17 protein-coding genes, 1 rRNA gene and 1 pseudogene are annotated in these 22,004 nt (G+C 73.4%); 5 read left to right on the top strand and 14 right to left on the bottom strand.

Features of this window, described 5'->3' with window-relative positions; genetic code table 11:
* Positions 1-39 precede the first annotated feature (39 nt).
* Both ACFYXV_RS20330 and ACFYXV_RS20325 read right to left on the bottom strand, forming a co-directional pair.
* Positions 40-669: an NUDIX domain-containing protein gene (locus ACFYXV_RS20330; RefSeq protein WP_383349228.1), complete on the bottom strand. Its 630-nt coding sequence runs from the start codon at positions 667-669 to the stop codon at positions 40-42.
* A 124-nt stretch (positions 670-793) separates the two neighbouring features.
* The gene (locus ACFYXV_RS20325; protein WP_385474040.1) at positions 794-2,437 is read right to left on the bottom strand and encodes a CTP synthase; all 1,644 of its coding nucleotides are present in this window, start codon (positions 2,435-2,437) and stop codon (positions 794-796) included.
* A 535-nt stretch (positions 2,438-2,972) separates the two neighbouring features.
* On the opposite strand from ACFYXV_RS20325, the gene ACFYXV_RS20320 reads away from it, so the two are divergent.
* The 3 genes from ACFYXV_RS20320 (at position 2,973) to ACFYXV_RS20310 (ending at position 7,896) form a co-directional block, all read left to right on the top strand.
* Positions 2,973-4,739, top strand: coding sequence for a glycoside hydrolase family 15 protein (locus ACFYXV_RS20320; RefSeq protein WP_383349291.1), 1,767 nt, complete (start codon positions 2,973-2,975; stop codon positions 4,737-4,739).
* Between the two features lie 114 nt (positions 4,740-4,853).
* Complete coding sequence (locus ACFYXV_RS20315; protein ID WP_385474038.1) at positions 4,854-6,233, top strand: FAD-binding oxidoreductase; 1,380 nt, start codon at positions 4,854-4,856, stop codon at positions 6,231-6,233.
* A 22-nt stretch (positions 6,234-6,255) separates the two neighbouring features.
* Positions 6,256-7,896, top strand: a complete 1,641-nt coding sequence (locus ACFYXV_RS20310) for a PucR family transcriptional regulator (RefSeq protein WP_389383677.1) — start codon at positions 6,256-6,258, stop codon at positions 7,894-7,896.
* Between the two features lie 35 nt (positions 7,897-7,931).
* Here ACFYXV_RS20310 and ACFYXV_RS20305 read toward each other — a convergent pair whose 3' ends face one another.
* The 5 genes from ACFYXV_RS20305 to ACFYXV_RS20285 form a co-directional block, all read right to left on the bottom strand.
* On the bottom strand, positions 7,932-9,053 hold the full coding sequence (locus ACFYXV_RS20305; RefSeq protein ID WP_385474034.1) for a glycosyltransferase family 4 protein: 1,122 nt from the start codon (positions 9,051-9,053) through the stop codon (positions 7,932-7,934).
* A 214-nt stretch (positions 9,054-9,267) separates the two neighbouring features.
* The gene (recN, locus tag ACFYXV_RS20300; RefSeq protein WP_385474077.1) at positions 9,268-10,986 is read right to left on the bottom strand and encodes a DNA repair protein RecN; all 1,719 of its coding nucleotides are present in this window, start codon (positions 10,984-10,986) and stop codon (positions 9,268-9,270) included.
* A 168-nt stretch (positions 10,987-11,154) separates the two neighbouring features.
* Positions 11,155-12,120: an NAD kinase gene (locus tag ACFYXV_RS20295; protein WP_389383676.1), complete on the bottom strand. Its 966-nt coding sequence runs from the start codon at positions 12,118-12,120 to the stop codon at positions 11,155-11,157.
* Entirely contained in the window at positions 12,117-12,932 is an 816-nt protein-coding gene (locus tag ACFYXV_RS20290; RefSeq protein WP_385474032.1) for a TlyA family RNA methyltransferase, read from the bottom strand. Before ACFYXV_RS20290 ends, ACFYXV_RS20295 begins: the two co-directional genes overlap by 4 nt.
* 7 nt (positions 12,933-12,939) lie before the next feature.
* The gene (locus tag ACFYXV_RS20285) at positions 12,940-13,206 is read right to left on the bottom strand and encodes a hypothetical protein (RefSeq protein WP_389383675.1); all 267 of its coding nucleotides are present in this window, start codon (positions 13,204-13,206) and stop codon (positions 12,940-12,942) included.
* 65 nt (positions 13,207-13,271) lie between these two features.
* On the opposite strand from ACFYXV_RS20285, the gene ACFYXV_RS20280 reads away from it, so the two are divergent.
* Positions 13,272-13,619 (top strand): SCP2 sterol-binding domain-containing protein, encoded by a 348-nt coding sequence (locus ACFYXV_RS20280; RefSeq protein ID WP_385474029.1) that lies wholly within the window; start codon positions 13,272-13,274, stop codon positions 13,617-13,619.
* On the opposite strand, the gene ACFYXV_RS20275 is transcribed toward ACFYXV_RS20280, so the two are convergent.
* The 4 genes from ACFYXV_RS20275 to ACFYXV_RS20260 all read right to left on the bottom strand — a co-directional run bounded on the left by ACFYXV_RS20275 (position 13,603) and on the right by ACFYXV_RS20260 (position 17,664).
* A complete protein-coding gene (locus ACFYXV_RS20275; protein ID WP_385474028.1) occupies positions 13,603-14,469 on the bottom strand; it encodes an ABC transporter ATP-binding protein in 867 nt (288 codons plus the stop codon). The two genes, ACFYXV_RS20280 and ACFYXV_RS20275, sit on opposite strands and share 17 nt — an antisense overlap.
* Positions 14,466-15,527: a FecCD family ABC transporter permease gene (locus ACFYXV_RS20270; RefSeq protein WP_385474026.1), complete on the bottom strand. Its 1,062-nt coding sequence runs from the start codon at positions 15,525-15,527 to the stop codon at positions 14,466-14,468. The genes ACFYXV_RS20275 and ACFYXV_RS20270 overlap by 4 nt, the downstream gene beginning before the upstream one ends.
* A complete protein-coding gene (locus ACFYXV_RS20265) occupies positions 15,524-16,570 on the bottom strand; it encodes a FecCD family ABC transporter permease (protein WP_383349193.1) in 1,047 nt (348 codons plus the stop codon). Before ACFYXV_RS20265 ends, ACFYXV_RS20270 begins: the two co-directional genes overlap by 4 nt.
* 62 nt (positions 16,571-16,632) lie before the next feature.
* Positions 16,633-17,664, bottom strand: coding sequence for an HAD hydrolase-like protein (locus ACFYXV_RS20260; protein WP_385474024.1), 1,032 nt, complete (start codon positions 17,662-17,664; stop codon positions 16,633-16,635).
* 144 nt (positions 17,665-17,808) lie between these two features.
* Between ACFYXV_RS20260 and ACFYXV_RS20255 the strand changes: the two genes are divergently transcribed.
* Positions 17,809-19,080 carry a DUF1015 family protein gene (locus ACFYXV_RS20255; protein WP_389383674.1) on the top strand — a complete coding sequence of 424 codons (1,272 nt, stop codon included), beginning with the start codon at positions 17,809-17,811 and terminating at the stop codon, positions 19,078-19,080.
* A gap of 85 nt (positions 19,081-19,165) precedes the next feature.
* Here the strand turns inward: ACFYXV_RS20255 and ACFYXV_RS20250 are convergent, their stop codons facing one another.
* From ACFYXV_RS20250 to rrf, 3 genes and pseudogenes are all read right to left on the bottom strand, one after another.
* The gene (locus ACFYXV_RS20250; RefSeq protein WP_389383772.1) at positions 19,166-20,026 is read right to left on the bottom strand and encodes a hypothetical protein; all 861 of its coding nucleotides are present in this window, start codon (positions 20,024-20,026) and stop codon (positions 19,166-19,168) included.
* Between the two features lie 327 nt (positions 20,027-20,353).
* Positions 20,354-21,205: pseudogene (locus ACFYXV_RS20245) on the bottom strand (tetratricopeptide repeat protein); the annotation flags it as partial.
* 513 nt (positions 21,206-21,718) lie between these two features.
* Positions 21,719-21,835: ribosomal RNA gene (gene rrf, locus ACFYXV_RS20240) — 5S ribosomal RNA — on the bottom strand.
* Between the last annotated feature and the right edge of the window lie 169 nt (positions 21,836-22,004).

Genomic DNA, 22,004 nt, shown 5'->3' with positions numbered 1-22,004 from the left:
GGATCGTCACACCACGCTCCCGGGGGCCGACCTGCGGGGTCAGACCTCGTACGGGCGGGCCGGCCACGGGGGCTGGGCCGGGCGCAGGGCGTCCAGGCCGCCGGGGGAGGCGAGGGCCGCGGACAGTGCCAGGGCCCCGGTCACCAGGCCCGGGTTGCCCAGCCGGCCCTCCAGGACCCCGCGGACCAGGTCCGCCAGCGGGACGCGGGCGACCTCCATGTCCGCCTCTTCCTCCGACACCGCGTACCGCTCCCCCTCCGCCTCGGAGAGCCCGCGCGCGAGGAAGATCCGGATCGCCTCGTCGGAGCCTCCGGGGGAGGCGAAGAAGTCCACGAGCACGCGCCAGTCCTCCGCCTTGACGTGCGCCTCCTCGTACAGCTCCCGCTGGGCCGCGTGCAGGGGGTTCTCGCCGGGTACGTCGAGCAGACCGGCCGGGAGCTCCCACAGCTTGTGCCGTACGGGGTGGCGGTACTGGCGCAGCACGAGCACGCCGCCGTCCTCGTCGAGCGCGAGCACGCACACCGATCCCGGGTGCACCTGGTAGTCCCGGCGCACCACGGATCCGTCCGTCATGCTCACCTGGTCCGAGCGGACCGCCGTCTTCGCGCCCTCGAACGGGGTCCGTGAGGCGATGACCTCCCACGTCTCCGCGCTGTCTGCGATGCCCATGGCCATGACCCGTACCCCGTACCTTCCGAAAGCGAGACAGAAAAAAGCGACAGAAGACGCGTCAGAAACGCGACGGCCGGGGCACGTTCCGTGCCCCGGCCGTCTACGTTATGCGGTCAGACCGTCACTTGGCCTTCGCGGCCTGCTGGCGCTCGACCGCGGCCTTGACCAGGCCCGCGAACAGCGGGTGCGGCCGGGTCGGGCGCGAGCGCAGCTCCGGGTGGGCCTGGGTGGCCACCAGGTAGGGGTGCACCTCGCGCGGGTACTCGACGTACTCGACGAGCTTGTTGTCCGGGGAGGTGCCGGAGAAGACGAGGCCCGCCTTCTTCTCCAGCTCGCCGCGGTAGGCGTTGTTGACCTCGTAGCGGTGGCGGTGGCGCTCGTCCACGTACGCCTGGTCGCCGTAGACCTCGCGCACGATGGAGCCCTCGGCCAGCTTGGCCGGGTACATGCCCAGGCGCATCGTTCCGCCCAGGTCGCCCGCGCCCTCGACGAAGGCCAGCTGCTCCTCCATCGTGGAGATCACCGGGTGCGGGGTGGAGGCGTCGAACTCGGTGGAGTTGGCGTCCGCGATGCCCGCCAGGTTGCGCGCGGCCTCGATGACCACGCACTGCAGGCCCAGGCACAGGCCGAGCAGCGGGATCCTGTTCTCGCGGGCGTAGGTGATCGCGCCGACCTTGCCGTTGACACCGCGGTCGCCGAAGCCGCCGGGCACGCAGATCGCGTCGACGTCGCCGAGCACCGCGGCGGCGCCCGCCGGGGTCTTGCAGTCGTCGGACGTGACCCACTTGATCTGGACGCGGGCCTTGTTGGCGAAACCGCCGGCGCGCAGCGCCTCGGTCACCGACAGGTAGGCGTCGGGCAGGTCGATGTACTTGCCGACGAGCGCGACCTTGACCTCGTGGTCGGGGTTGTGGACGCGGTCGAGCAGGTCCTCCCAGACCGTCCAGTCCACGTCGCGGAACGGCAGGTCCAGCTTGCGCACGACGTACGCGTCGAGGCCCTCGGTGTGCAGCACCTTCGGGATGTCGTAGATCGACTTGGCGTCGATCGCCGCGACGACGGCCGCCTCGTCCACGTCGCACATGAGCGAGATCTTGCGCTTGATGGAGGTGGGGACCTCGCGGTCGGCGCGCAGCACGATCGCGTCGGGCTGGATGCCGATGTTGCGCAGGGCCGCGACCGAGTGCTGGGTCGGCTTGGTCTTCAGCTCGCCGGAGGGGCCGATGTAGGGCAGCAGCGAGATGTGCACGACGAAGACGTTGTCGCGGCCGACCTCGTGGCGGACCTGGCGGACGGTCTCCAGGAACGGCAGCGACTCGATGTCGCCGACCGTGCCGCCGACCTCGGTGATGACGACGTCCACGTCCTCGGTCGCCATGCGGCGGATGCGGTGCTTGATCTCGTTGGTGATGTGCGGGATGACCTGGACGGTGTCGCCGAGGTACTCGCCGCGCCGCTCCTTGGCGATGACCTGGGAGTAGACCTGGCCGGTGGTGACGTTGGCCGAGCCGTCGAGGTCCACGTCGAGGAAGCGCTCGTAGTGGCCGATGTCCAGGTCGGTCTCGGCGCCGTCGTTGGTGACGAACACCTCGCCGTGCTGGAACGGGTTCATCGTGCCCGGGTCGACGTTCAGGTACGGGTCGAGCTTCTGCATCGTGACCCGCAGGCCCCGCGCCTTGAGCAGCGCACCCAGGCTGGAGGCCGTCAGGCCCTTGCCGAGGGAGGAGGCAACACCCCCGGTGACGAAGATGTGCTTGGTCGTCATGGCTGTGCTCGCCAAGAGGGGGCTCCCGTGGTCGCGAAGTGAAGTGCGGTGCTTCCGGCGCCGGCCACCATCGAACCGGAGGCTCTCAGGGGGCGCCGAAGCTGCGGTTTCGGGGCTCCTGATTCGCACAGGCAGACCACCGGTCCACGGGGTACCAGCCTATCAGCGCCCGGGCCCGTCCGCCTCCGGCCACGCGCCGCCACGACCGCTCGACGCAGCGCCACCGGCCGTTCCCGGGCCGGTCACGCCGACATTCCCCCAGGTCACCCATTCGGACTAGACACATTGTCCCCGGACTTCAGGAGATCACTAGGGTGCCGTCATATCCTGCTCGGATATCGCATCACATCGCCGCCGAGCAGTCCGGCAGACGGCGTAACCCGGCCGCATCCGGAATCATGAGCTCAGTGCGGGGATCCATACCCACGGGACCGCGCAACCGCGCAATGCAAGCGCCCTTCGGGGCGGACGTGGCCGTTCGACTGGGAGATCTAACGTGTCCGGGCGCATCGAGGATTACGCACTGATCGGGGACATGCAGACCGCCGCACTGGTCTGCCGGGACGGATCGGTGGACTGGCTGTGTCTGCCCCGTTTCGACTCCCATGCCGTGTTCGCGGGCCTCCTCGGAACGGAGGATCACGGCTTCTGGCGCATCGGCCCGGCGTTCCCCGGGGGCGCCGCGGCCCCCGCGGCGACGCGCCGCCGCTACCAGGGCGACTCACTGATCCTGGAATCGGAGTGGGACACGCCGCGCGGCACGGTCCGCGTGACCGACTTCATGCCGCCCCGCGAGGACCACGCGCCGCAGCTGGTGCGCATCGTCGAGGGCGTCAGCGGGCGCGTCCCGATGCGCTCCGCACTGCGCATGCGCTTCAGCTACGGCCGCGTCGTGCCCTGGGTGCACAAGGTCGACGGGCGCACCGTCGCCGTCGCCGGCCCCGATTCGGTCTGGCTGGACACCGACGCGCAGACGTACGGCAAGGACCTGACCACGTACTCCGACTTCACCGTCGGCCCCGGCGACCGCAAGGCCTTCTGTATCAGCTGGCAGCCCTCCCACAAGGGCGCCCCGGACACCCCCGACGCCCAGGAGGCACTGGCGACCACCACCGCCTTCTGGCGCGAGTGGGTCGACCACTGCACGTACCACGGCCCCTACCGCGAAGCCGTGATCCGCTCCCTGATCACCCTCAAGGCACTCACGTACGGACCCACCGGCGGCATCGTCGCCGCGCCGACCACCTCCCTCCCGGAGGAGATCGGGGGCGTCCGGAACTGGGACTACCGCTACACCTGGCTGCGCGACGCCGCCATCACCCTCTCCTCGCTGCTGCGCACCGGCTACCGCGAGGAGGCCCAGGCCTGGCGCGAGTGGCTGCTGCGCGCGGTCGCCGGCGACCCGGAGAACCTGCAGATCATGTACGGGATCGCCGGCGAGCGGGAGCTCGGCGAGACCGAGCTGGACTGGCTGCCCGGGTACGAGGACTCCCGCCCGGTCCGGGTCGGCAACGGCGCCGCGCACCAGCTCCAGCTGGACGTGTACGGCGAGGTCACCGAGGCCCTGCACCTGGGCCACATGACGGGCCTGGCGCGCAACGACTACGCCTCGGTCCTCCAGTTGAAGCTGATCCGCTACCTGGAGGAGCACTGGGACCAGCCGGACGAGGGCATCTGGGAGGTGCGCGGTCCGCGCCGGCACTTCGTGCACTCGAAGGTGATGGCGTGGGTGGCCGTGGACCGCACGATCAAGCTGATCGAGAGCGGGGACGCGGACGGACCGCTGGAGCGGTGGCGCGAGCTGCGCGACGAGATCCACCAGGACGTGTGCGAGAAGGGCTACGACAAGGAGCGCAACACGTTCACGCAGTCGTACGGTTCGAAGGAACTGGACGCCTCGCTGCTCCTCATCCCGCAGATGGGCTTCCTGCCGCCGGACGACAAGCGCGTCATCGGCACGATCGAGGCGATCCAGCGCGAGCTGTCGACACCGGACGGGTTCATCCTGCGCTACCCGACGACGGGCGACGAGGCGGGTGTGGACGGCCTCGAAGGCGACGAGGGGGCGTTCCTCGCGTGCTCCTTCTGGATGGCGGACGACCTGGCGATGATCGGCCGCGTCGACGAGGCGCGCCAGCTCTTCGAACGGCTGCTGGCGCTCCGCAACGACCTGGGGCTGCTGGCGGAGGAGTGGGACCCGCGCCTCCAGCGCCAGGTGGGCAACTTCCCCCAGGCCTTCAGCCACGTCCCCCTGATCGACACGGCCCTGCGTCTGACGGCGAGCGGGGCGTACGGGGGGTAGTGCGGGCGTTCGACGCGCGGGGCCGGGGCCGGCCCCGGTCCCGCCGCGCCCCCCGCAGCGGCCACGCCTACGCTGGAATGGTCCTACGCCTCCTGCGGAAGGAGGGCCGCAGCCATGGCTCCCCCGTCAAAGGCCGGCCAGGCCCTGGCCGAGTTGCGCGACGACCTGGCGGGTCAGGTCATCACCCCGGACGACCCCGGGTACGACGAGGCCCGGACGGTCTTCAACTCGATGATCGACCGCCGCCCCGCGGTCATCGCCCGCTGCGAGAGCGAGGCGGACGTCGTCACCACCGTCCGCTTCGCCCGCGGACTGGACCTGCCCGTGGCCGTCCGCGGCGGCGGCCACAGCGTCGCCGGGATGTCCCTCAACGACGGCGGCGTGGTCGTCGACATGCGCGGCATGCAGGAAGTCACCGTCCACCCCGGCGCGAAGGCCGTACGCGTCGAGGGCGGCGCGGTGATGAGCCTGCTGGACCGCGCCTGCCAGCCCTACGGACTCGCCACCACCGGCGGCCGGGTCTCCACGACCGGGGTCACCGGCTTCACCCTCGGCGGCGGCTCCGGCTGGCTGGACCGGAGGTTCGGGCTGGCCGTCGACAACCTGCTCGGCGTGGACCTGGTCACCGCCGACGGCAGCACCCTGACGGCGACCGCCGAGGACAACCCCGAGCTGTTCTGGGCCCTGCACGGCGGCGGCGGGAACTTCGGGGTCGCGACCTCGATCACGCTGCGCCTGCACGAGCTCCCGGAATTCGCGATCTGCCTGCTGCTCTACCCCCTGGAGTCCGGGCCCGAGGTCCTGCGCACTTACCGCGACGTCATCGAGAGCGGCCCGGCCGAGGCGAGCGGCGGGGTGATCTACCTGACCGCCCCGCCGGAGCCCTTCGTGCCGGAGCACCTGGTCGGGACCTTGATGGCGGGCGCCCTGCTCACGTACGCGGGCGGCGAGGAGGCGCTGCGCAAGCTGGCGCAGCCGCTGCTCGCCCTGCCGCACGAGGTGGAGGTGCTCACCGCCCTCCCCTACGCGGACTTCCAGTGCATGCTGGACGACCCGCCGGGCCTGCGCAACTACTGGTCCGCGGAGTACCTGACCGGCCTGCCGGACGAACTCGTCGACGTCTTCTGCGCCGTCGGGAACGAGACGCCGACGGGCGGCACCCAGCACGTGATGTTCCCGCTGGGCGGGGCCATCGCCGACGGGCCGCCGGAGTTCCCCGTGCCGTACCGGAACTCCCCCTGGGCGGCGCACCCGTTCGGCATCTGGGAGGACCCCGCCGAGGACGAGCGCGCCGTCGCGTGGGTCAAGGACGTCCGTGCCCGCGTGCAGCCGTGGAGCTCCGGCGCGGTCTACCTCAACTTCACCGGCGACGAGGGCTCCGAGCGCGTCGCGGCCGGTCTCGGGGAGGAGAATCTGGCCCGGCTGGCGGCGGTGAAGCGGACGTACGACCCGGACAACGTCTTCCGCTACAACCACAACATCAAGCCGGCCTGACCCCCTGGTAGCGTCCCGCGACATGGACAACCAGGGCGGGATCACCGTTCAGCGGGCGCTGGAGCTGCCGGGACTGCGCAGCGGGCTGCCGGAGGTGGTGGCCTGCGCCGACCGCCTGGGCCGGACCGTGCGCTGGGTGCACGCGGGCGAGGTGCCCAACATCGCGTCCCTCCTCAAGGGCGGGGAGCTGCTCCTGACCACGGGGCTGGGCCTCGGCACCCGCCCCGCCGAGCAGCGCGCCTTCGTACGGCGCCTCGCGGACCGGGGGATCGCCGCGCTGGTGGTGGAGCTGGGCCCGCGTTTCACCCGGCTCCCGGCGACGCTCGTCGAGACGGCCCGGGCGGCCGGGCTGCCGCTGGTCCAGCTGCACCGCGAGGTGCCGTTCGTGGCGGTCACGGAGGAGGTCCACACCGAGATCGTCAACCACCACTACGCCCTGCTCCAGCGGGCCGAGGAGGTCCACCGGAGATGTACGGAGGCCCTGCTCAGCGGCGGGGGGATCCCCCAAGTCCTGCACATCATGGCCGACTTCACCGGTAACCCGGTGTTCCTGGAGACCCCCGACGGGCAGCTCCTGTACGCGGCGGGCCCGGTCTCCGGGGAGGCCGCGGCCGACCCCTTGCAGGTGTGGGAGGGGCTGCGGGGCCAGCGCGAGGCGGAGCCGTCGGCGAACGCGGTGCTCGTCGACGTCCCCGGCGGCGGCCACGGCACGGGCTCGGTCCGCGCCCGGATGGTCCTGCTCGGCGTGTCGGCGCCGCTGCTGCCCGTCCACCGAATGGCGGCGGAGCGGACGGCGGGGGTGCTGGCCGTGGTGCTGATGCAGGCCCGCCAGGAGGACGAACTGGCGGCGCGCGGCCGCGGGGACTTCCTGACGGACCTGGCGGAGGGCCGCATCTCGGCGGAGGACGCACCGGCGCAGGCGCGCGTCCTGGGCTTCAAACCGGGCGCGGGCCCGCTCCTGCCGGTGGTGATGCGGCTGTCCTCGTCGCTGGGCCCGGCGGGCAACTGGGCGGTCCTGGCGCGGGCGGTCCTGGAGGAGCTCTCCTCGGTGGGCGTCCCGGTCCTGCTGGGGGTGCGCCCGGTGGAGGGGAGGGTTCCCCTTCTGGTCTCCCTCCGCTCCGAATCGGAACGCACCACGGTGGCGGACCGCGTGGCCGCCGCGCTGCGGGCGGGCGTGGAACGGGCCGGCCTGGACCGCGCGGCGGCCCCGCCGGCGGTGGTGGTGGGCGTGGCGGGCGGCTGGGCGGCGGCTTCCTCGGGCCTGCGCCACGCGGCGGAGACGGCGACGGCGGCGCACGGCCTGCCGGCCCGGCCCTGGTACGACGCCCGCCGCCTGGACATCGACCTGCTGCTGTGGCGCCTGCGCGAGCACCCCGACCTGGCGGCGTTCGTGGACCGCGCGATCGGCCCGCTGCGCGTGCACGACGTGGCGTCCCGCCCGCCGCTCCTGCCGACCCTGGAGACGTACCTGGCGCACGCGGGCCGCAAGGCGGAGACGGCGCGCGAGCTCCATCTGAACCGCCAGACCCTCTACAACCGGCTGGCCCGCATCTCGGAGCTCCTGGGCACGGACCTGGACGACCCGGAGACGGTCCTCTCCCTGAGCCTGGCCCTGCGTGCCCGGCGCCACACCCAGCCTTCCCGCCACGCCCAGCCTTCCTGACGCCCCGGCCGGAGTTCCCGCGGGGCGGCCGGAGGCTATTTGCGGCGGTCCATCAGTTCGTCGTAGACCGAGAGGATCTGGGCCACCGTGTCGTCCTCCGTGGGCCAGGTGGCCGCCTGGGCCTGGCCGGCCGCGGCCAGGGCGGCGCGCCGGGGCGGGTCCGACAGGAGGTCCGTCACCGCGGCGGACAGGGCGGCCGCGTCCCCGTACGGCACCAGGATCCCCGCGTCCCCGATCAGCTCCGGTACGCCCCCGACCGCCGTGGCCACCAGCGGCACCCCGGCCCGCAGGGCCTCCTGCGCCAGCAGGGACCGCGCTTCCCAGCGGCTCGGCAGCACCGCCACGTCCGCCGCCGCCAGCAGCTGCGCCGCGTCCGGGCGCCGCCCCAGCAGGCGCACCGGCAGCCCCTCGGCCTCGATCCGCCGGGCGAGCTCCGCACGCTGCGGTCCCTCCCCCGCGATCACCACCAGCGGCAGCGGCTCCAGCACCCGCCAGGCCCGCGCCGCGTCCAGCAGCACCGAGTACCCCCGGTGCTCCACCAGGCTCCCGACCGCGATCAGCAACGGCCGGTCCACCGCCCCCAGTTCCGCCCGGGCCTTGCCGGGGTCCGCCCCGGCCTCCGGACCGGCGGCCTGCCCGGTCGGCACGGCCACCGGCGCCAGCCGGGCGTCCCGCGCGCCCCGCGCCCGCGCCAGGTCCACCTGGTCCGAGGAGGCGCCGAGCACCACCGCGGCCGCCCGCGCGACGTGCCGTTCCAGCACCCGGCCCAGCCGCCCGAACGGGCCCTCGGCCGCCGGCCCGCCGCCGTGCCAGGACACCACCAGCGGCACCCGGCGCCCGCGCAGCGCCAGCACGGCCCGCATCCCGGCCCGCGCCCCGTGCGCGTGCACCACGTCCGCCCCGGCGCACACGGCCCGCAGCGCGCTCACCGCGTCCGGGGTGAAGTGCGCCCCCGCGCCGGTGAAGTCGTACTCCCCCTCGGCCTCCACGGGCGCGCACACCGTGACCCGCACCCCGCGCGCGGCGAGTCCGGTCGTCAGGGAGCGTACGTGCGCGCTGCTGCCCGCGCCGGCACCGCCGAGTACCTGGACGGTGCGGAGCGGCGGCCGCCCGTACGACTGCGCGGGGACCGGGGTCGAGACCGGGGAGCTGCTCACGGGCCGAAGCTCCAGGGTGAGGGAGGCAGAGTCGTCGCCCAGGATGCCAGTCCGCACGCGCGTTCCGGGACCATACGGGTACGGATCCCGCAGGAGATACCGCCCCGCACCCCCGAGCCTCACCCACACGGCGTAGCGCGCGCCACCCTCCGGGCGTACGCCGGGGGCCCGGGACGGCTTCCGTCCCGGGCCTCGAGAGCAGCGGCCGCGGCGGCTACGCGTCCGCGCGCGCCGCCGCCAGGAGTTCCTCCGCGTGCGCCCGCGCGGAGACGGAGTCCTCGTGGCCCGCCAGCATGCGCGAGAGCTCTCGGACGCGGTCCTCGCCCTCCAGGACCTTGACCCCGCTCCTGGTCACCGATCCGTCGTTGGTCTTCTCCACCAGCAGCTGCCGGTCCGCGAAGGCGGCCACCTGCGGCAGGTGCGTGACGACCACGACCTGCGCCGACTTGGCCAGCTTCGCGAGACGCCGCCCGACCTCCACGGCCGCCTTGCCGCCGACGCCCGCGTCGACCTCGTCGAAGAGGTACGTCGGCACCGGGTCGGAGCCCGCGAACACGACCTCCACCGCCAGCATCACGCGCGAGAGCTCACCGCCCGAGGCGCCCTTGGCGATCGGCCGCGGCTGGGCGCCCGGGTGCGGGGCCAGCAGCAGTTCGACCTCGTCCGTGCCCGAGGGCCCGTACGCGACCGGGCGGCCGTCGACCTCCACCCCCTCGGGGTCCTCCACCTGCCGGACGTCGATCGTCACCCGTGCGTGCGGCATGGCCAGCGAGGCCATCTCCGCCGTGACGGCCGACGCGAACCGCGTGGCCGCCTCCACCCGGGCGTCCGTCAGCGCCTGCGCCAGCAGCGACAGTTCGGACCGCAGTCCGTCCCGCTCGGCGGTCAGCTCGGTGATCCGCTCGTCGTCGCCGTCCAGCTCCAGCAGCCGCGCCGAACCGCGCTCGGCCCACTCCAGCACGGAGTCGATCGAGTCTCCGTACTTGCGCGTCAGCTGGGTCAGCGCCGCCCGGCGCTCCTCCACCGCGGCCAGCCGCAGCGGATCGGCGTCCAGGTCGTCCGCGTACCCGGCCAGTTCCCCGGCCACGTCGGCCAGCAGGATCCCGAGCTCCCCGATCCGTTCGGCGAGCGCGCCGAGCGCCGGGTCGTGGGACCGTACGGCGTCCAGGGCCCGGTGCGCGCCCGCGACGAGGGTGTTCGCGTCGACGCCCTCCGGGTCCTCGACGTCGCCGGCGAGCGCCGCGTGGGCGATCTGCGCCGCCGAGGCGAGCGATTCGGCGTGCCCGAGCCGCTCGGCCTCCGCCGCCAGCTCCGCGTCCTCGCCGGCCAGCGGCTCCACGGCCGCGATCTCCTCCAGGCCGAAGCGCAGCAGGTCGGCCTCCTGGGCCCGTTCCCGGGCCCGGGTGGTGATCTCGTCGAGTTCCACGGCGACCGCGCGCAGCCGCCGGTAGGCGGCCCCGTACTTCTCCAGCGGTACGGCGACGGCGTCGCCCGCGTACCGGTCGAGGGCCTGCCGCTGCCGGGCGGGCCGCAGCAGCCCCTGCTGGTCGGTCTGGCCGTGTACGGCGACCAGGTCGTCCGCGAGTTCGCCGAGCAGGCCGACGGGGACGGAGCGGCCGCCCACGTGGGCGCGCGAGCGCCCCTCGGCGGACACGGTCCGGCTGATCAGCAGGGCGCCGTCGTCGAGCTCGGCCCCGGCCTCCTCGGCCCGTAGGGCGGCGGGCGCGCCGGGGCGCAGGACGATGCGGCCCTCCACGACCGCCGCCTTGGCCCCGATCCGCACCAGGGCCGGGTCGGCGCGACCGCCGAGCAGCAGGCCGAGGCTGGTGACGACCATCGTCTTGCCCGCGCCGGTCTCGCCGGTCACCGCGGTGAAACCGGGCGACAGCTCGACCACCGCGTCGTCGATGACCCCGAGCGACCGTATCCGCATCTCCTCAAGCACGGGACGACGATACCGAGGTTTCACCCGTGCCATGTGACGTCACCCGTCGGGAGTTTTCCGAACGCATGTGCTATTGGAGGGTCTCCCGGCGGGTGCGGGGCCCCGCAAGGAAGTCCCGCGGTGGGACCTCGCAGTGGGGCCTCCCAGTGGAGCCTCTCAGTGGGGAGCCCCGCGCCACCCCGACACCGGCAGCGCGAACTTCGCGACGAGCCGGTCCGTGAACGACGCGTGGTGCAGCCGGGCGAGCCGCACCGGCACCGCCCCGCGCCGGACCTCCACCCGGGCACCGGCCGGCAGCTCCAGCATCCGGCGGCCGTCGCACCACAGCACCCCGTGCGGGACCCCGTGCTGCACCTCCACCGCCAGCACCGAGTCCGGCGAGGTCACCAGCGGCTTCGCGAACAGCGCGTGCGCGCTGATCGGCACCATCAGCAGCGCCTCCACCTCCGGCCAGACCACCGGCCCGCCCGCGGAGAAGGCGTACGCCGTCGAGCCGGTCGGGGTCGCGCAGACGATCCCGTCGCAGCCGAAGCCGGACACCGGGCGCCCGTCGATCTCCAGGACCACCTCCAGCATCCGCTCGGGGGCCCCCTTCTGGACGGCGGCCTCGTTCAGCGCCCAGTCCCGGTGGAGCACGTCACCGTTCGTCCGAACGAGCACGTCGAGGGTCATCCGCTCCTCGACCTCGTACGCCCGCGTCACGACCCGCTCCACGACCTGGTCCAGGTCCTCCCGCTCGGCCTCCGCGAGGAAGCCGACCCGGCCCAGGTTCACACCCAGCATCGGCACCCCCGAGCCGCGCGCGAACTCCGCGCCGCGCAGCAGGGTCCCGTCGCCGCCCAGCACGATCAGCAGCTCGCAGCCCTCGAGCACCTCGGGGGTGCACTCGGACACCAGCTCCACCTCGGGCGGCAGCGGCAGGTCCCTCGCCTCGTACTCGACGACCCGTACGCCCAGGCCGTTCTTGAGCAGCCCCTGGACGACCAGTTCCGCGCTGCGGATGGCCGCGGGCCGCCCGGTGTGCGCGAGGAGGAAGACGGTCCGCCCCGGCCCCCCGGCCGCCGGGTCCGGGCTGTCGGCGTTGCTCGACGTGTACGACGACCTGTCCGCTGCATCAGTCACTGAGGCCCCTCCGCCACTGCACGGTCAACATCCGCCGGGTCGAGTGCCGGTGCCCCCGCCCGCAGCCACAGAAAGTACTCGACGTTCCCAGAAGGACCGGGCAGCGGGCTCGCGGTCACCCCGAGCACGCCCAGCCCCAGCTTCGCCGCCTGGGCCGCCACCTCGCGCACGGCCTCCGCGCGCAGCTCCGGGCTGCGCACGACGCCGCCGCTGCCGAGCCGGTCCTTGCCGACCTCGAACTGCGGCTTGACCATCAGCACCAGGTCCGCGTCCGGCGCGCAGCAGCGCACCAGGGCCGGCAGCACCAGGCCGATGGAGATGAAGGACAGGTCGCCGACGACGAGGTCGACCGGGGCCCCGTCGAGCTGCTCGACCGTCAGCTCGCGCACGTTCGTACGGTCCTTGACGGTGACCCGGTCGTCGCTCTGCAGCGACCAGGCGAGCTGCCCGTAGCCGACGTCGACGGCCATGACGTGGGCCACGCCCGCGCGCAGCAGCACGTCGGTGAACCCGCCGGTGGAGGCGCCGGCGTCCAGCGCGCGGCGGCCCTCGACGGCCAGCCCCCGCGGCCGGAAGGCCGCGAGCGCCCCCGCCAGCTTGTGGCCGCCCCGGGAGACGTAGTCGGGGTCGCTGTCGTCCTTGAGGACGACGAGGGCCGCGCTGGTCTCGACCTGGGTGGCCGCCTTGGTCGCTGTGGCGCCGCCGACGGTCACCCGGCCCGCGGCGATCAGCTGGGCGGCGTGCTCGCGCGAGCGGGCCATGCTGCGGCGTACCAGTTCGGCGTCCAGGCGGCGGCGTGCCACTCCTGCCACGTTCGGTTCAGCTCCTGTTTTCGTACGGTCCGGGGACGGGCGGTGCGTCCAGCGCGGTCAGCGCGTCACGCAACCCCCTGTGCACATCCTCGTACACCGCGACGTGTCCGTCCGCCGTGAGGTGGTCGGCGTCGGCCAGGCGCTCCAGGTGCGCGTCCACCCCGGGGTGGCCGGTGGGCGTACGGACGAGCCCCAGGGGCTCGGGCGCCGCCTCCGCGGACGCGCCCGGTGCGCCCCCGTCCGTGTCCGCCGCGTCGGCCGTGTCGTCGGTCATGCCCCGACGCTACCCCGAAGCACCCGGGCGGCCGCGCGCGGCTCTGCGGTACGGTCGAGATCACGATGGCTACGATCGATGAGTGCCGAGCCGCACTCGACAGACTCTCCGGCAACCTCGCACAGGCCGATGGCGGTGTGCGCGGCGCCGCCGCGATGGACCGCTCCCTGAGCTGCCACATCACGGACCTGGACCAGACCTTCACCGGCCGCCTCGAAGACGGCCGGATCCGAGTGGACGCGGTCTCCCCCGGTCCGCCCGCCACGAAGGCCGAGATCCGGCTCGCGATGACGGGCGACGACCTGGTGGCGATGGTCGCGGGCGACCTCAAGTTCGCCAAGGCCTGGGCCTCCGGCCGGGTCCGTCTGGAGGCCGGTTTCCGCGACCTGCTCCGCCTCAAGAGCCTGCTGTAGTCCTCGTCAGCAGCCCGGCCGGGGACTTCGGCCTGCGCGCCGCCGGGATCACCAGCGGGGTGCCCGTCTCCGGGTCGTCGATGATCTGGCAGCGCAGGCCGAAGACCTCCTCCACCAGCTCCGCCGTGACCACCTCGGCCGGCGGCCCCTCCGCCACGACCTCGCCGCCGCGCATCGCGATCAGGTGCGTGGCGTAGCGGGCCGCGTGGTTGAGGTCGTGCAGCACGGCCACCAGGGTCCGCCCCTGCTCCTCGTGCAGCTCCGCGCACAGGTCCAGCACGTCGATCTGGTGCTGGATGTCCAGGTACGTGGTCGGCTCGTCCAGCAGCAGCAGCGGCGTCTGCTGCGCCAGCGCCATCGCGATCCACACCCGCTGGCGCTGCCCGCCCGACAGCTCGTCCACCGACCGGTCCGCGAGCTCGGCGACCCCGGTCGAGGCCATCGACTCCCGCACGATCCGCTCGTCCTGCGGCGACCACTGCCTCAGCAGCCCCTGGTGCGGGTACCGGCCGCGCGAGACCAGGTCGGCGACCGTGATCCCGTCCGGCGCGATGGAGGACTGCGGAAGCAGCCCCAGCGTCTTGGCGACCTTCTTCGCCGGCATCGAGCCGATGGCGTGCCCGTCGAGCAGCACCTGCCCGGCGGACGGCTTCAGCATCCGCGACAGGGCGCGCAGCAGCGTGGACTTGCCGCACGCGTTGGGTCCGACGATCACCGTGAACGAGTGGTCGGGGATCTCCACCGACAGGTTCTCGGCGATGACCCGCTGGTCGTAGCCGAGGGTCACGTTCTGCGCGGTCAGCCGCTGCTGCACCTGCGTACTCCTTGAGTTGCTCGTGTCCGTGCTCATATACGTCCCGCCTTGCGCTCGGTGACGAGCAGCCAGAGCAGGTAGACGCCGCCGACCAGCCCGGTCACCACGCCCACCGGCAGCTGGTCGGCGCCGAAGGCGCGCTGCGAGGCCCAGTCGGACACGAGCAGCAGGACGGATCCCATCAGCGCGCCGGTGAGCAGGTTCGACCCGGGCGAGCGGGTCAGGCGGCGCGCCAGCTGGGGCGCGGCCAGGGCCACGAAGGAGATGGGTCCGGCGGCAGCGGCGGCCGCGGTGGTCAGCAGGACCGCCGCCAGCATCAGCAGCATCCGCGTACGTTCCACCCGTACTCCGAGGGCGTACGCGGCGTCGTCGCCCATCTCCATCATCCGCAGGGCCCTGCCCTGGCCGAGGACGAGCGGGAACAGCACCGCGCAGGTCGCCAGCAGGGGCCAGACCTGGCTCCAGTCCCGGCCCGCCAGCGAGCCGGTCAGCCAGACCATCGCGCGCGTCGCCTCGACGAGCTGGGCCTTGGTCAGCAGGTAGTTGATGACGGCGACGAGCATCGCGGAGACGCCGATGCCGACCAGGACCAGCCGGTAGCCGTGGATGCCGCGCCGGTAGGACAGCAGGTAGACGAGGACGCCGGTGAGCAGCCCGCCCACCAGCGCACCCGCGGAGACCTCCGTCGCGCCGCCCTTGAACAGGACGATCACGGTGAGCGCGCCGACCGCCGAGCCGTAGCTGAACCCGAGCAGGTCCGGGGAGCCGAGCGGATTGCGGGACACGGACTGGAAGACGGCGCCGGCCATCCCGAGCGCGGCGCCCACCAGCAGCGCGACCACCACCCGCGGCAGCCGCAGGTCGTTGACGATGAAGTCGTTCGCGGGGGTGCCGTTGCCCAGCAGGGTCTGTACGACGTCCCACGGCGCGATCTCGAAATCGCCGGTGCCGATGAGGACGACGGCCATCGCGAGGGCGGCCGCGACGAGCAGCAGCCCGACCGCCAGCGCGCGCGGCTCCAGCCGCAGGGACAGCCCGCCGGGGCCGCGCAGGGCACGGGATCCGGGCTTGTCCGCCCGAAGGTCGACGGTCACAGCTGGGCCATCCTCTTGCGCCGGACGAGGTAGATGAAGACGGGTCCGCCGATCAGGGCGGTGACGATGCCGACCTGGAGCTCGGCGGGCCGTGTCACGACGCGGCCGATGACGTCCGCGCCCAGCAGCAGCACCGGGGAGAGGACCGCCGAGTAGGCGAGCACCCACCGCATGTCGGGACCGGTGATGATCCGCACCAGGTGCGGGATCATCAGCCCGATGAAGACGATCGGCCCGCAGGCGGCGGTCGCCGCCCCGCACAGCAGGGTGATGGCCACCATCGCGCCGATGCGGGTCCGCGTCAGGTGGGCGCCCAGCGCCCGCGCGGTGTCGTCGCCCATGGCCATCGCGTTGAGCGGCCGGCCCAGGGTCAGTGCGATCACCGCGCCCACCAGCAGAAACGGAGCGACCTGCCGGACGGTGTCCATGTTCGCGGAGGCCAGGGAGCCCACGGTCCAGAAGCGCAGCTTGTCCAGCGCCTTGCTGTCCATCAGCTGCACGGCGTTGATGTAGCCGACCAGGGCCGCGCTGGCCGCCGTACCGGCGAGCGCGAGGCGCACCGGGGTCGCGCTGCGGCTGCCGCCGAGTACGTAGACCACGACGGAGACCACGGCGGCGCCGAGGAAGGCCCACCACACGAACTCGCTGAGCGAGGAGGCCCCGAGGAAGGTGATCGCCGAGACCACGGCGGCCGCGGCGCCCGCGTTGACGCCGAGGATGCCGGGTTCGGCCAGCGGATTGCGGGTCAGCGCCTGCATCACGGCGCCGGACAGGCCGAGGCCGAGCCCGACCATCAGCCCGAGGAGGGTGCGCGGAACCCGCAGATCGCGCACCACCACGTCGGAGGGCGTCCCCGCATAGTGGAACAGGCCGTGCCAGACCTGATCGAGGGGCATCTGCTTGGCGCCCACGGCGATGCTCGCCACAGCGATCAGGGCCAGCACCGCGAGGGCGCCGAGCAGACCGGCGGCGCGCGCGGCGTGCCGCGGGCGGATGGCGGCGACCGGCGCCGCGCTCTGTTCAGGAGGACTCTCGACCAACACGCAGGTTAGGTTAGCCTACCCTGCGCCTGAACAGCCCCTGGAGCCCGATCCGTACACAGGTCCTAGAGCCCGATCCGGGCCAGCGCCTTCCCCGCGTCCAGCGTGCAGGATCCGTCCCCCGCGCGCGTCCACGCCGCCGCGCACAACGCGCGCAGCCCGTCGAGCGGCTCGCCCTCGCCCCGCAGTTCCAGTGCGTCCCCCGCCGCCACCGCGGTCCAGCCCCCGCAGCGGAAGCCCTCCCCCGCCGCCACGACCTCCGGCTGCCCCGTCAGCAGCCCCCGCAGGTCCCGGTCCACGTACGTGGGCCGGTGCGCCGGCTCGGCCCGCAACAGCTGCGCCCCGTCGGTCACCCCGGTCAGCACCAGCAGCGAGTCCACCTCCCCGTTGAACGCGCCCTCGATGTCCGTGTCCAGCCGGTCGCCGACCACCAGCGGCCGCTCCGCCCCCGTCCGCAGCACCGTCTCCCGGTGCATCGGGGGCAGCGGCTTGCCCGCCACCTGCGGCTCCGCGCCCGTCGCGATCCGTACGACCTCCACCGCGGCCCCGTTGCCCGGCCCGATCCCCCGCGCCCCGGGAATCGTCAGATCGGTGTTCGAGGCGAACCACGGCACCCCTCGGTGGATCGCGTACGAGGCCTCCGCGAACCGCGACCACGGCAGGTCCGGGCCCCCGTACCCCTGGACGACCGCCGCGAGGCCCTCCTCGTCGGCGGAGTCCACCGGTACGAGCCCCCGCTCGCGCAGTGCGACCCGCAGCCCCTCCCCGCCGATCACCAGCACCTTCGAACCCGGCTCCACCTGCTCCGAGATCAGCCGGGCCACCGCCTGCGCCGAGGTGATCACCTCGCCCGCCTCGGTCGGGATCCCGAGCTCGCCCAGGTGCTCCGCGACCGCCTCCGGGGTGCGCAGCGCGTTGTTCGTGACGTACGCGAGGTGCATCCCGCCGTCCCGGGCCGCGGCCAGGGACTCCGCCGCGTACGCGATCGCCTCGCCGCCCGCGTACACCACTCCGTCCAGGTCCAGCAGGGCCGTGTCGTACGCCTGGTGCAGGCTGCGCTCGCTGCCCGCCGGACTCGTCCTGCTCTGCCGGGTCATCCTGTCGGCTCCTGTCCGCTCGATCCGTCCTCGACCGGTCCGCACCTGACATCCGTCGGCCGGTGACCGATACCGAACGCCCGTGACTTGCGGTCTTCCTCACCCGATCATCCCGCATCGCGAGACGCGACTTACCATGCACCAATGACCACATCTGGTACCGCGGACGACGGGCTGCGCCTGATCCCCTTCCACGGACTGCGCTACGTCCCGGAGCGTGTCGGCAGCCTGGCCGCCGTCACCTCACCGCCGTACGACGTGGTCGTGCGGCCCGACGGAGTCGACCACCTGGAGTCCGCCGACCCGCACAACATCGTCCGCCTGATCCTCCCGCAGGCCGACACCCCCGCGGAGCGCAACGAACGGGCCGCGCACACCCTGCACGACTGGCTCGCCAAGGGCGTCCTCAGCGCCGATCCCGAGCCCGCTCTCTACGTCTACGAGCAGCGCAAGGGCGGCGTGCTCCAGCGCGGCGTGATCGGCGCCCTGGCCCTCTCGAAGCCCGACGCCGGCATCGTGCTCCCGCACGAGGACGTCATGCCCGACGTGGTCACCGACCGGGCCGGTCTCATGCGGGCCGCTTCGGCCAATCTGGAGCCCCTCCTCCTCACCTACCTCGGCGGGGACCCCGCGGCCGGCGCGACGGCGGTCGTCGAGCGGACCGCCGCGGGCGCGCCCCTGCTGGCCACCACCACCGAGGACGGCTTCCGGCACCGGCTCTGGGCCATCACCGACCCCGCGGACCTCGCCGCCGTCACCGCAGACCTCGGCCACCGCCAGGCCCTCATCGCCGACGGCCACCACCGCTGGGCGACGTACCTGCGCCTCCAGGAGGAGCACCAGTCCCCCACCGACTGGGACTTCGGCCTGGTCCTCCTCGTCGACACCGCCCGCTACCCGCTCCAGGTCCGCGCCATCCACCGGATGCTGCGCCGCCTCCCGGTCGCGGACGCCCTGGCCGCCGTGGAGGGCCAGTTCCTGGTCCGCCCGGTCGACGGCCCGCTGCCGCTCGCCCTGGAGGCCCTCGCCGACGCCGCGGAACGCGGGAACGCCTTCCTCCTGACCGGCGACGGCACCTTCCACCTGGTCACCGACCCGGACCTGGACCTCCTGGAGCGCACCGTACGGCGCGACCGTCCCGAGGCCTGGCGCCGGCTGGACGCGACCGTGCTGCACGCGACGCTGCTGGACGCCCTGTGGCGGATCCCGGACGCCCCGGACCAGATCACCTACATCCACGACGCGGCGGCCACCGTCGCCATGGCCGAGCGCCACGGAGGCACCGCGGTCCTGCTGCACCCCGTACGGGAGGCGGTCGTCCGGGACCTGGCCCGCCAGGGCGTCACGATGCCCCGCAAGTCCACCTCGTTCGGCCCGAAGCCGGCCACGGGCCTGGTCCTGCGCAGCCTCGACTGACCCCGGCCCGACCCGATCGCGGACACGGAAAAGGGCGGTACCCCCGGAGGGGTACCGCCCTTTCTCAACTCAGCCGGTCAGGTGCTCAGGCCTTGTCGCGGTCCTGCACGTCGTCCTCGTCCTCGTCCTCGACGACGGCGATCTCGTCGGTGGCGTCGACATCGGCGTCGGCGTCCGCGGAGCGCTCGACGGGCTCGTACTCCTCGTCGTCCTCGTCGTAGTACTCGGCCTGGTCGGAGGCGCGCTCGGCGGCGGCCACCTCGGCGGCGTCCTGCTCGTCGTCCTCGTCCTCGGCGTCGTCGGCGTCGATGTCGTCCGGCTCATCGCCGCCGAGCGCGTCGACGAACTCGACCCCGTCCAGCTCGGCGAGCCGGTCGGAGGCGTCCATCGCGCCGTCCTTGTCCGCCTCGACCGTCTTGGCGAACCACTCGCGCGCCTCGTCCTCACGGCCGGCGGCCAGCAGGGCGTCGGCGTAGGCGTACCGCAGGCGCGCGGTCCACGGCTGCACGGAGTTGGAGGCCAGCTCCGGGCTCTGCAGGGTCACGATGGCGGCGTCGAGCTGCCCCATGTCCCGGCGGGCACCGGCGGCGACCAGGCGCATCTCGACCTGGCCGGCCTTGTCCAGCTTCTGCACCTCGGGCTCGCCGGCCATGGCCAGCGCGCGCTCGGGGCGGCCGAGGCCGCGCTCGCAGTCGGCCATGACGGGCCACAGCTCGACGGAGCCGGTCATGCGCTTGGCGGCACGGAACTCGGCGAGCGCCTCGCTGTACTTCTGCGTGGCGTACGCGGCGAAGCCGGCGGCCTCGCGCACGGCGGCGACGCGGGAGGCCAGACGCAGGGCGATGCGCGAGTACGCGTACGCCTGCTCCGGGTCCTCGTCGATCAGCCGGGCCACCATGACCAGGTTGCGGGAGACTTCCTCGGCCAGCCCCTTGGGCAGGCTCAGGAGCTCCTGACGGACATCGGCATCGATCTCGAAGCCGGTGACGTCCTCGTCGATCGGAAGCCGCTTGACCGGGTCCCTGTCGCGGTCCGCACGGTAGTCGCGGTCGCCGCCGCGGTCATCGCGACCGCCGCGGTAGCCGCCACGGTCGCCACCGCGGTCGTCACGGCCACGGAACCCGCCGCGGTCGCCGCCTCGGTCGCCACCGCGGTCGTCGCGGCGCGGGTAGGAGGGGCGGTCGCCGCCGCGGTCGTCACGGCCGCCGCGGAAGCCACCGCGGTCGTCGTCACGGCGCGGGTACGAGGGACGCCCACCACGGTCGTCATCACGACGGGGGTACGACGGACGGTCGCCGCCGCGGTCGTCACGGCGGAAGCCACCGCCACCGCCGGCGGGACGCCCACCGCGGTCGTCATCGCGACGCGGGTAGGAGGGGCGGTCGCCGCCGCGGTCGTCACGACCGCCGCGGAACCCACCGCGGTCGTCGTCGCGACGCGGGTACGAGGGACGGTCGCCGCCACGGTCGTCGCGGCGGAAGCCGCCGCCACCGCCGGAAGGCCGGTCGCCCCGGTCGTCGCGGCGGAAACCGCCACCGGCGGGCCGGTCGTCACGGCGCGGGTACGAGGGGCGGTCACCGCGGTCGTCGCGACGCGGGTAGGAGGGGCGGTCGCCGCCACGGTCGTCACGACCGCCGCGGAACCCACCGCGGTCGTCGTCGCGACGCGGGTACGAGGGACGCCCACCACGGTCGTCATCACGACGGGGGTAGGACGGACGGTCGCCACCACGGTCGTCACGGCGGAAACCGCCGCCACCGCCGCCGGCGGGACGCCCACCACGGTCGTCATCGCGACGCGGGTAGGAGGGGCGGTCGCCACCGCGGTCGTCACGGCGCGGGTAGGACGGACGGTCCTCGCGGCCGCGGAAGCCGCCACCGGTCGGACGGTCGCCGCCACGGTCGTCGCGGCGGAAGCCACCGCCACCGCCGGAGGGCCGGTCACCCCGGTCGTCGCGGCGCGGGTAGGAGGGGCGGTCGCCGCCACGGTCGTCACGACCGCCGCGGAACCCACCACGGTCGTCATCGCGACGCGGGTACGAGGGACGGTCGCCGCCACGGTCGTCGCGGCGGAAGCCACCGCCACCGCCGGAGGGGCGGTCACCGCGGTCATCGCGACGCGGGTAGGACGGGCGGTCGCCGCCACGGTCGTCACGACCGCCGCGGAACCCACCGCGGTCGTCGTCGCGACGCGGGTACGAGGGACGCCCACCACGGTCGTCATCACGACGGGGGTAGGACGGACGGTCGCCACCACGGTCGTCACGGCGGAAGCCACCGCCACCGCCGCCGGCGGGACGCCCACCACGGTCGTCACGGCGGAAACCGCCGCCGCCACCGGAGGGACGGTCACCGGTCGGACGGCCACCGCGGTCGTCGCGGCGGAAGCCACCACGGTCACCGCCACGGTCGTCACGGCCCCCGCGGTAGCCGCCCCTGTCACCGCCGTCGTTGCGCCGAGGCTCGCGCTCCGGACGATCGTCGGGAGAGTTGGACATGGGTGTGACTCCTGTCTTCGGGGTACCGCTAGTCATTCTCGCGCAACCAACCCATGGCCGCGCTTCGGCGTAAAGAGGTGAAAAACAAAAAGGACCCTTGGTCCAGCGTTGAACGCTGGACCAAGGGTCCTTTGAAAGATTGTTCGGCGGCGTCCTACTCTCCCACAGGGTCCCCCCTGCAGTACCATCGGCGCTGAAAGGCTTAGCTTCCGGGTTCGGAATGTAACCGGGCGTTTCCCTAACGCTATGACCACCGAAACCCTATCGGTTTCGAGCGAACAAGCACACTTTGTAGTTGTGTTCCAGCTCTGAAACCAGCAACTGTTCGTTGCTTCAGAACTAACACAGTGGACGCGAGCAACTGAGGACAAGCCCTCGGCCTATTAGTACCAGTCAGCTCCACCCGTTACCGGGCTTCCACATCTGG

This window comes from Streptomyces sp. NPDC002181, assembly GCF_042890485.1.
Taxonomy (GTDB): domain Bacteria; phylum Actinomycetota; class Actinomycetes; order Streptomycetales; family Streptomycetaceae; genus Streptomyces.
The sequence above is the reverse complement of the archived record's forward strand: the minus strand, read 5'-3'. Positions and strand labels throughout refer to the sequence as shown.

Coding starts and splice junctions, on each gene's coding strand:
- ACFYXV_RS20330 (WP_383349228.1), bottom strand. CDS start 669: ATGGGCATCGCAGACAGCGCGGAGACGTGGGAGGTCATCGCCTCACGG.
- ACFYXV_RS20325 (WP_385474040.1), bottom strand. CDS start 2,437: ATGACGACCAAGCACATCTTCGTCACCGGGGGTGTTGCCTCCTCCCTC.
- ACFYXV_RS20320 (WP_383349291.1), top strand. CDS start 2,973: ATGCAGACCGCCGCACTGGTCTGCCGGGACGGATCGGTGGACTGGCTG.
- ACFYXV_RS20315 (WP_385474038.1), top strand. CDS start 4,854: ATGGCTCCCCCGTCAAAGGCCGGCCAGGCCCTGGCCGAGTTGCGCGAC.
- ACFYXV_RS20310 (WP_389383677.1), top strand. CDS start 6,256: ATGGACAACCAGGGCGGGATCACCGTTCAGCGGGCGCTGGAGCTGCCG.
- recN (WP_385474077.1), bottom strand. CDS start 10,986: ATGCGGATACGGTCGCTCGGGGTCATCGACGACGCGGTGGTCGAGCTG.
- ACFYXV_RS20285 (WP_389383675.1), bottom strand. CDS start 13,206: ATGACCGACGACACGGCCGACGCGGCGGACACGGACGGGGGCGCACCG.
- ACFYXV_RS20280 (WP_385474029.1), top strand. CDS start 13,272: ATGGCTACGATCGATGAGTGCCGAGCCGCACTCGACAGACTCTCCGGC.
- ACFYXV_RS20275 (WP_385474028.1), bottom strand. CDS start 14,469: ATGAGCACGGACACGAGCAACTCAAGGAGTACGCAGGTGCAGCAGCGG.
- ACFYXV_RS20260 (WP_385474024.1), bottom strand. CDS start 17,664: ATGACCCGGCAGAGCAGGACGAGTCCGGCGGGCAGCGAGCGCAGCCTG.
- ACFYXV_RS20255 (WP_389383674.1), top strand. CDS start 17,809: ATGACCACATCTGGTACCGCGGACGACGGGCTGCGCCTGATCCCCTTC.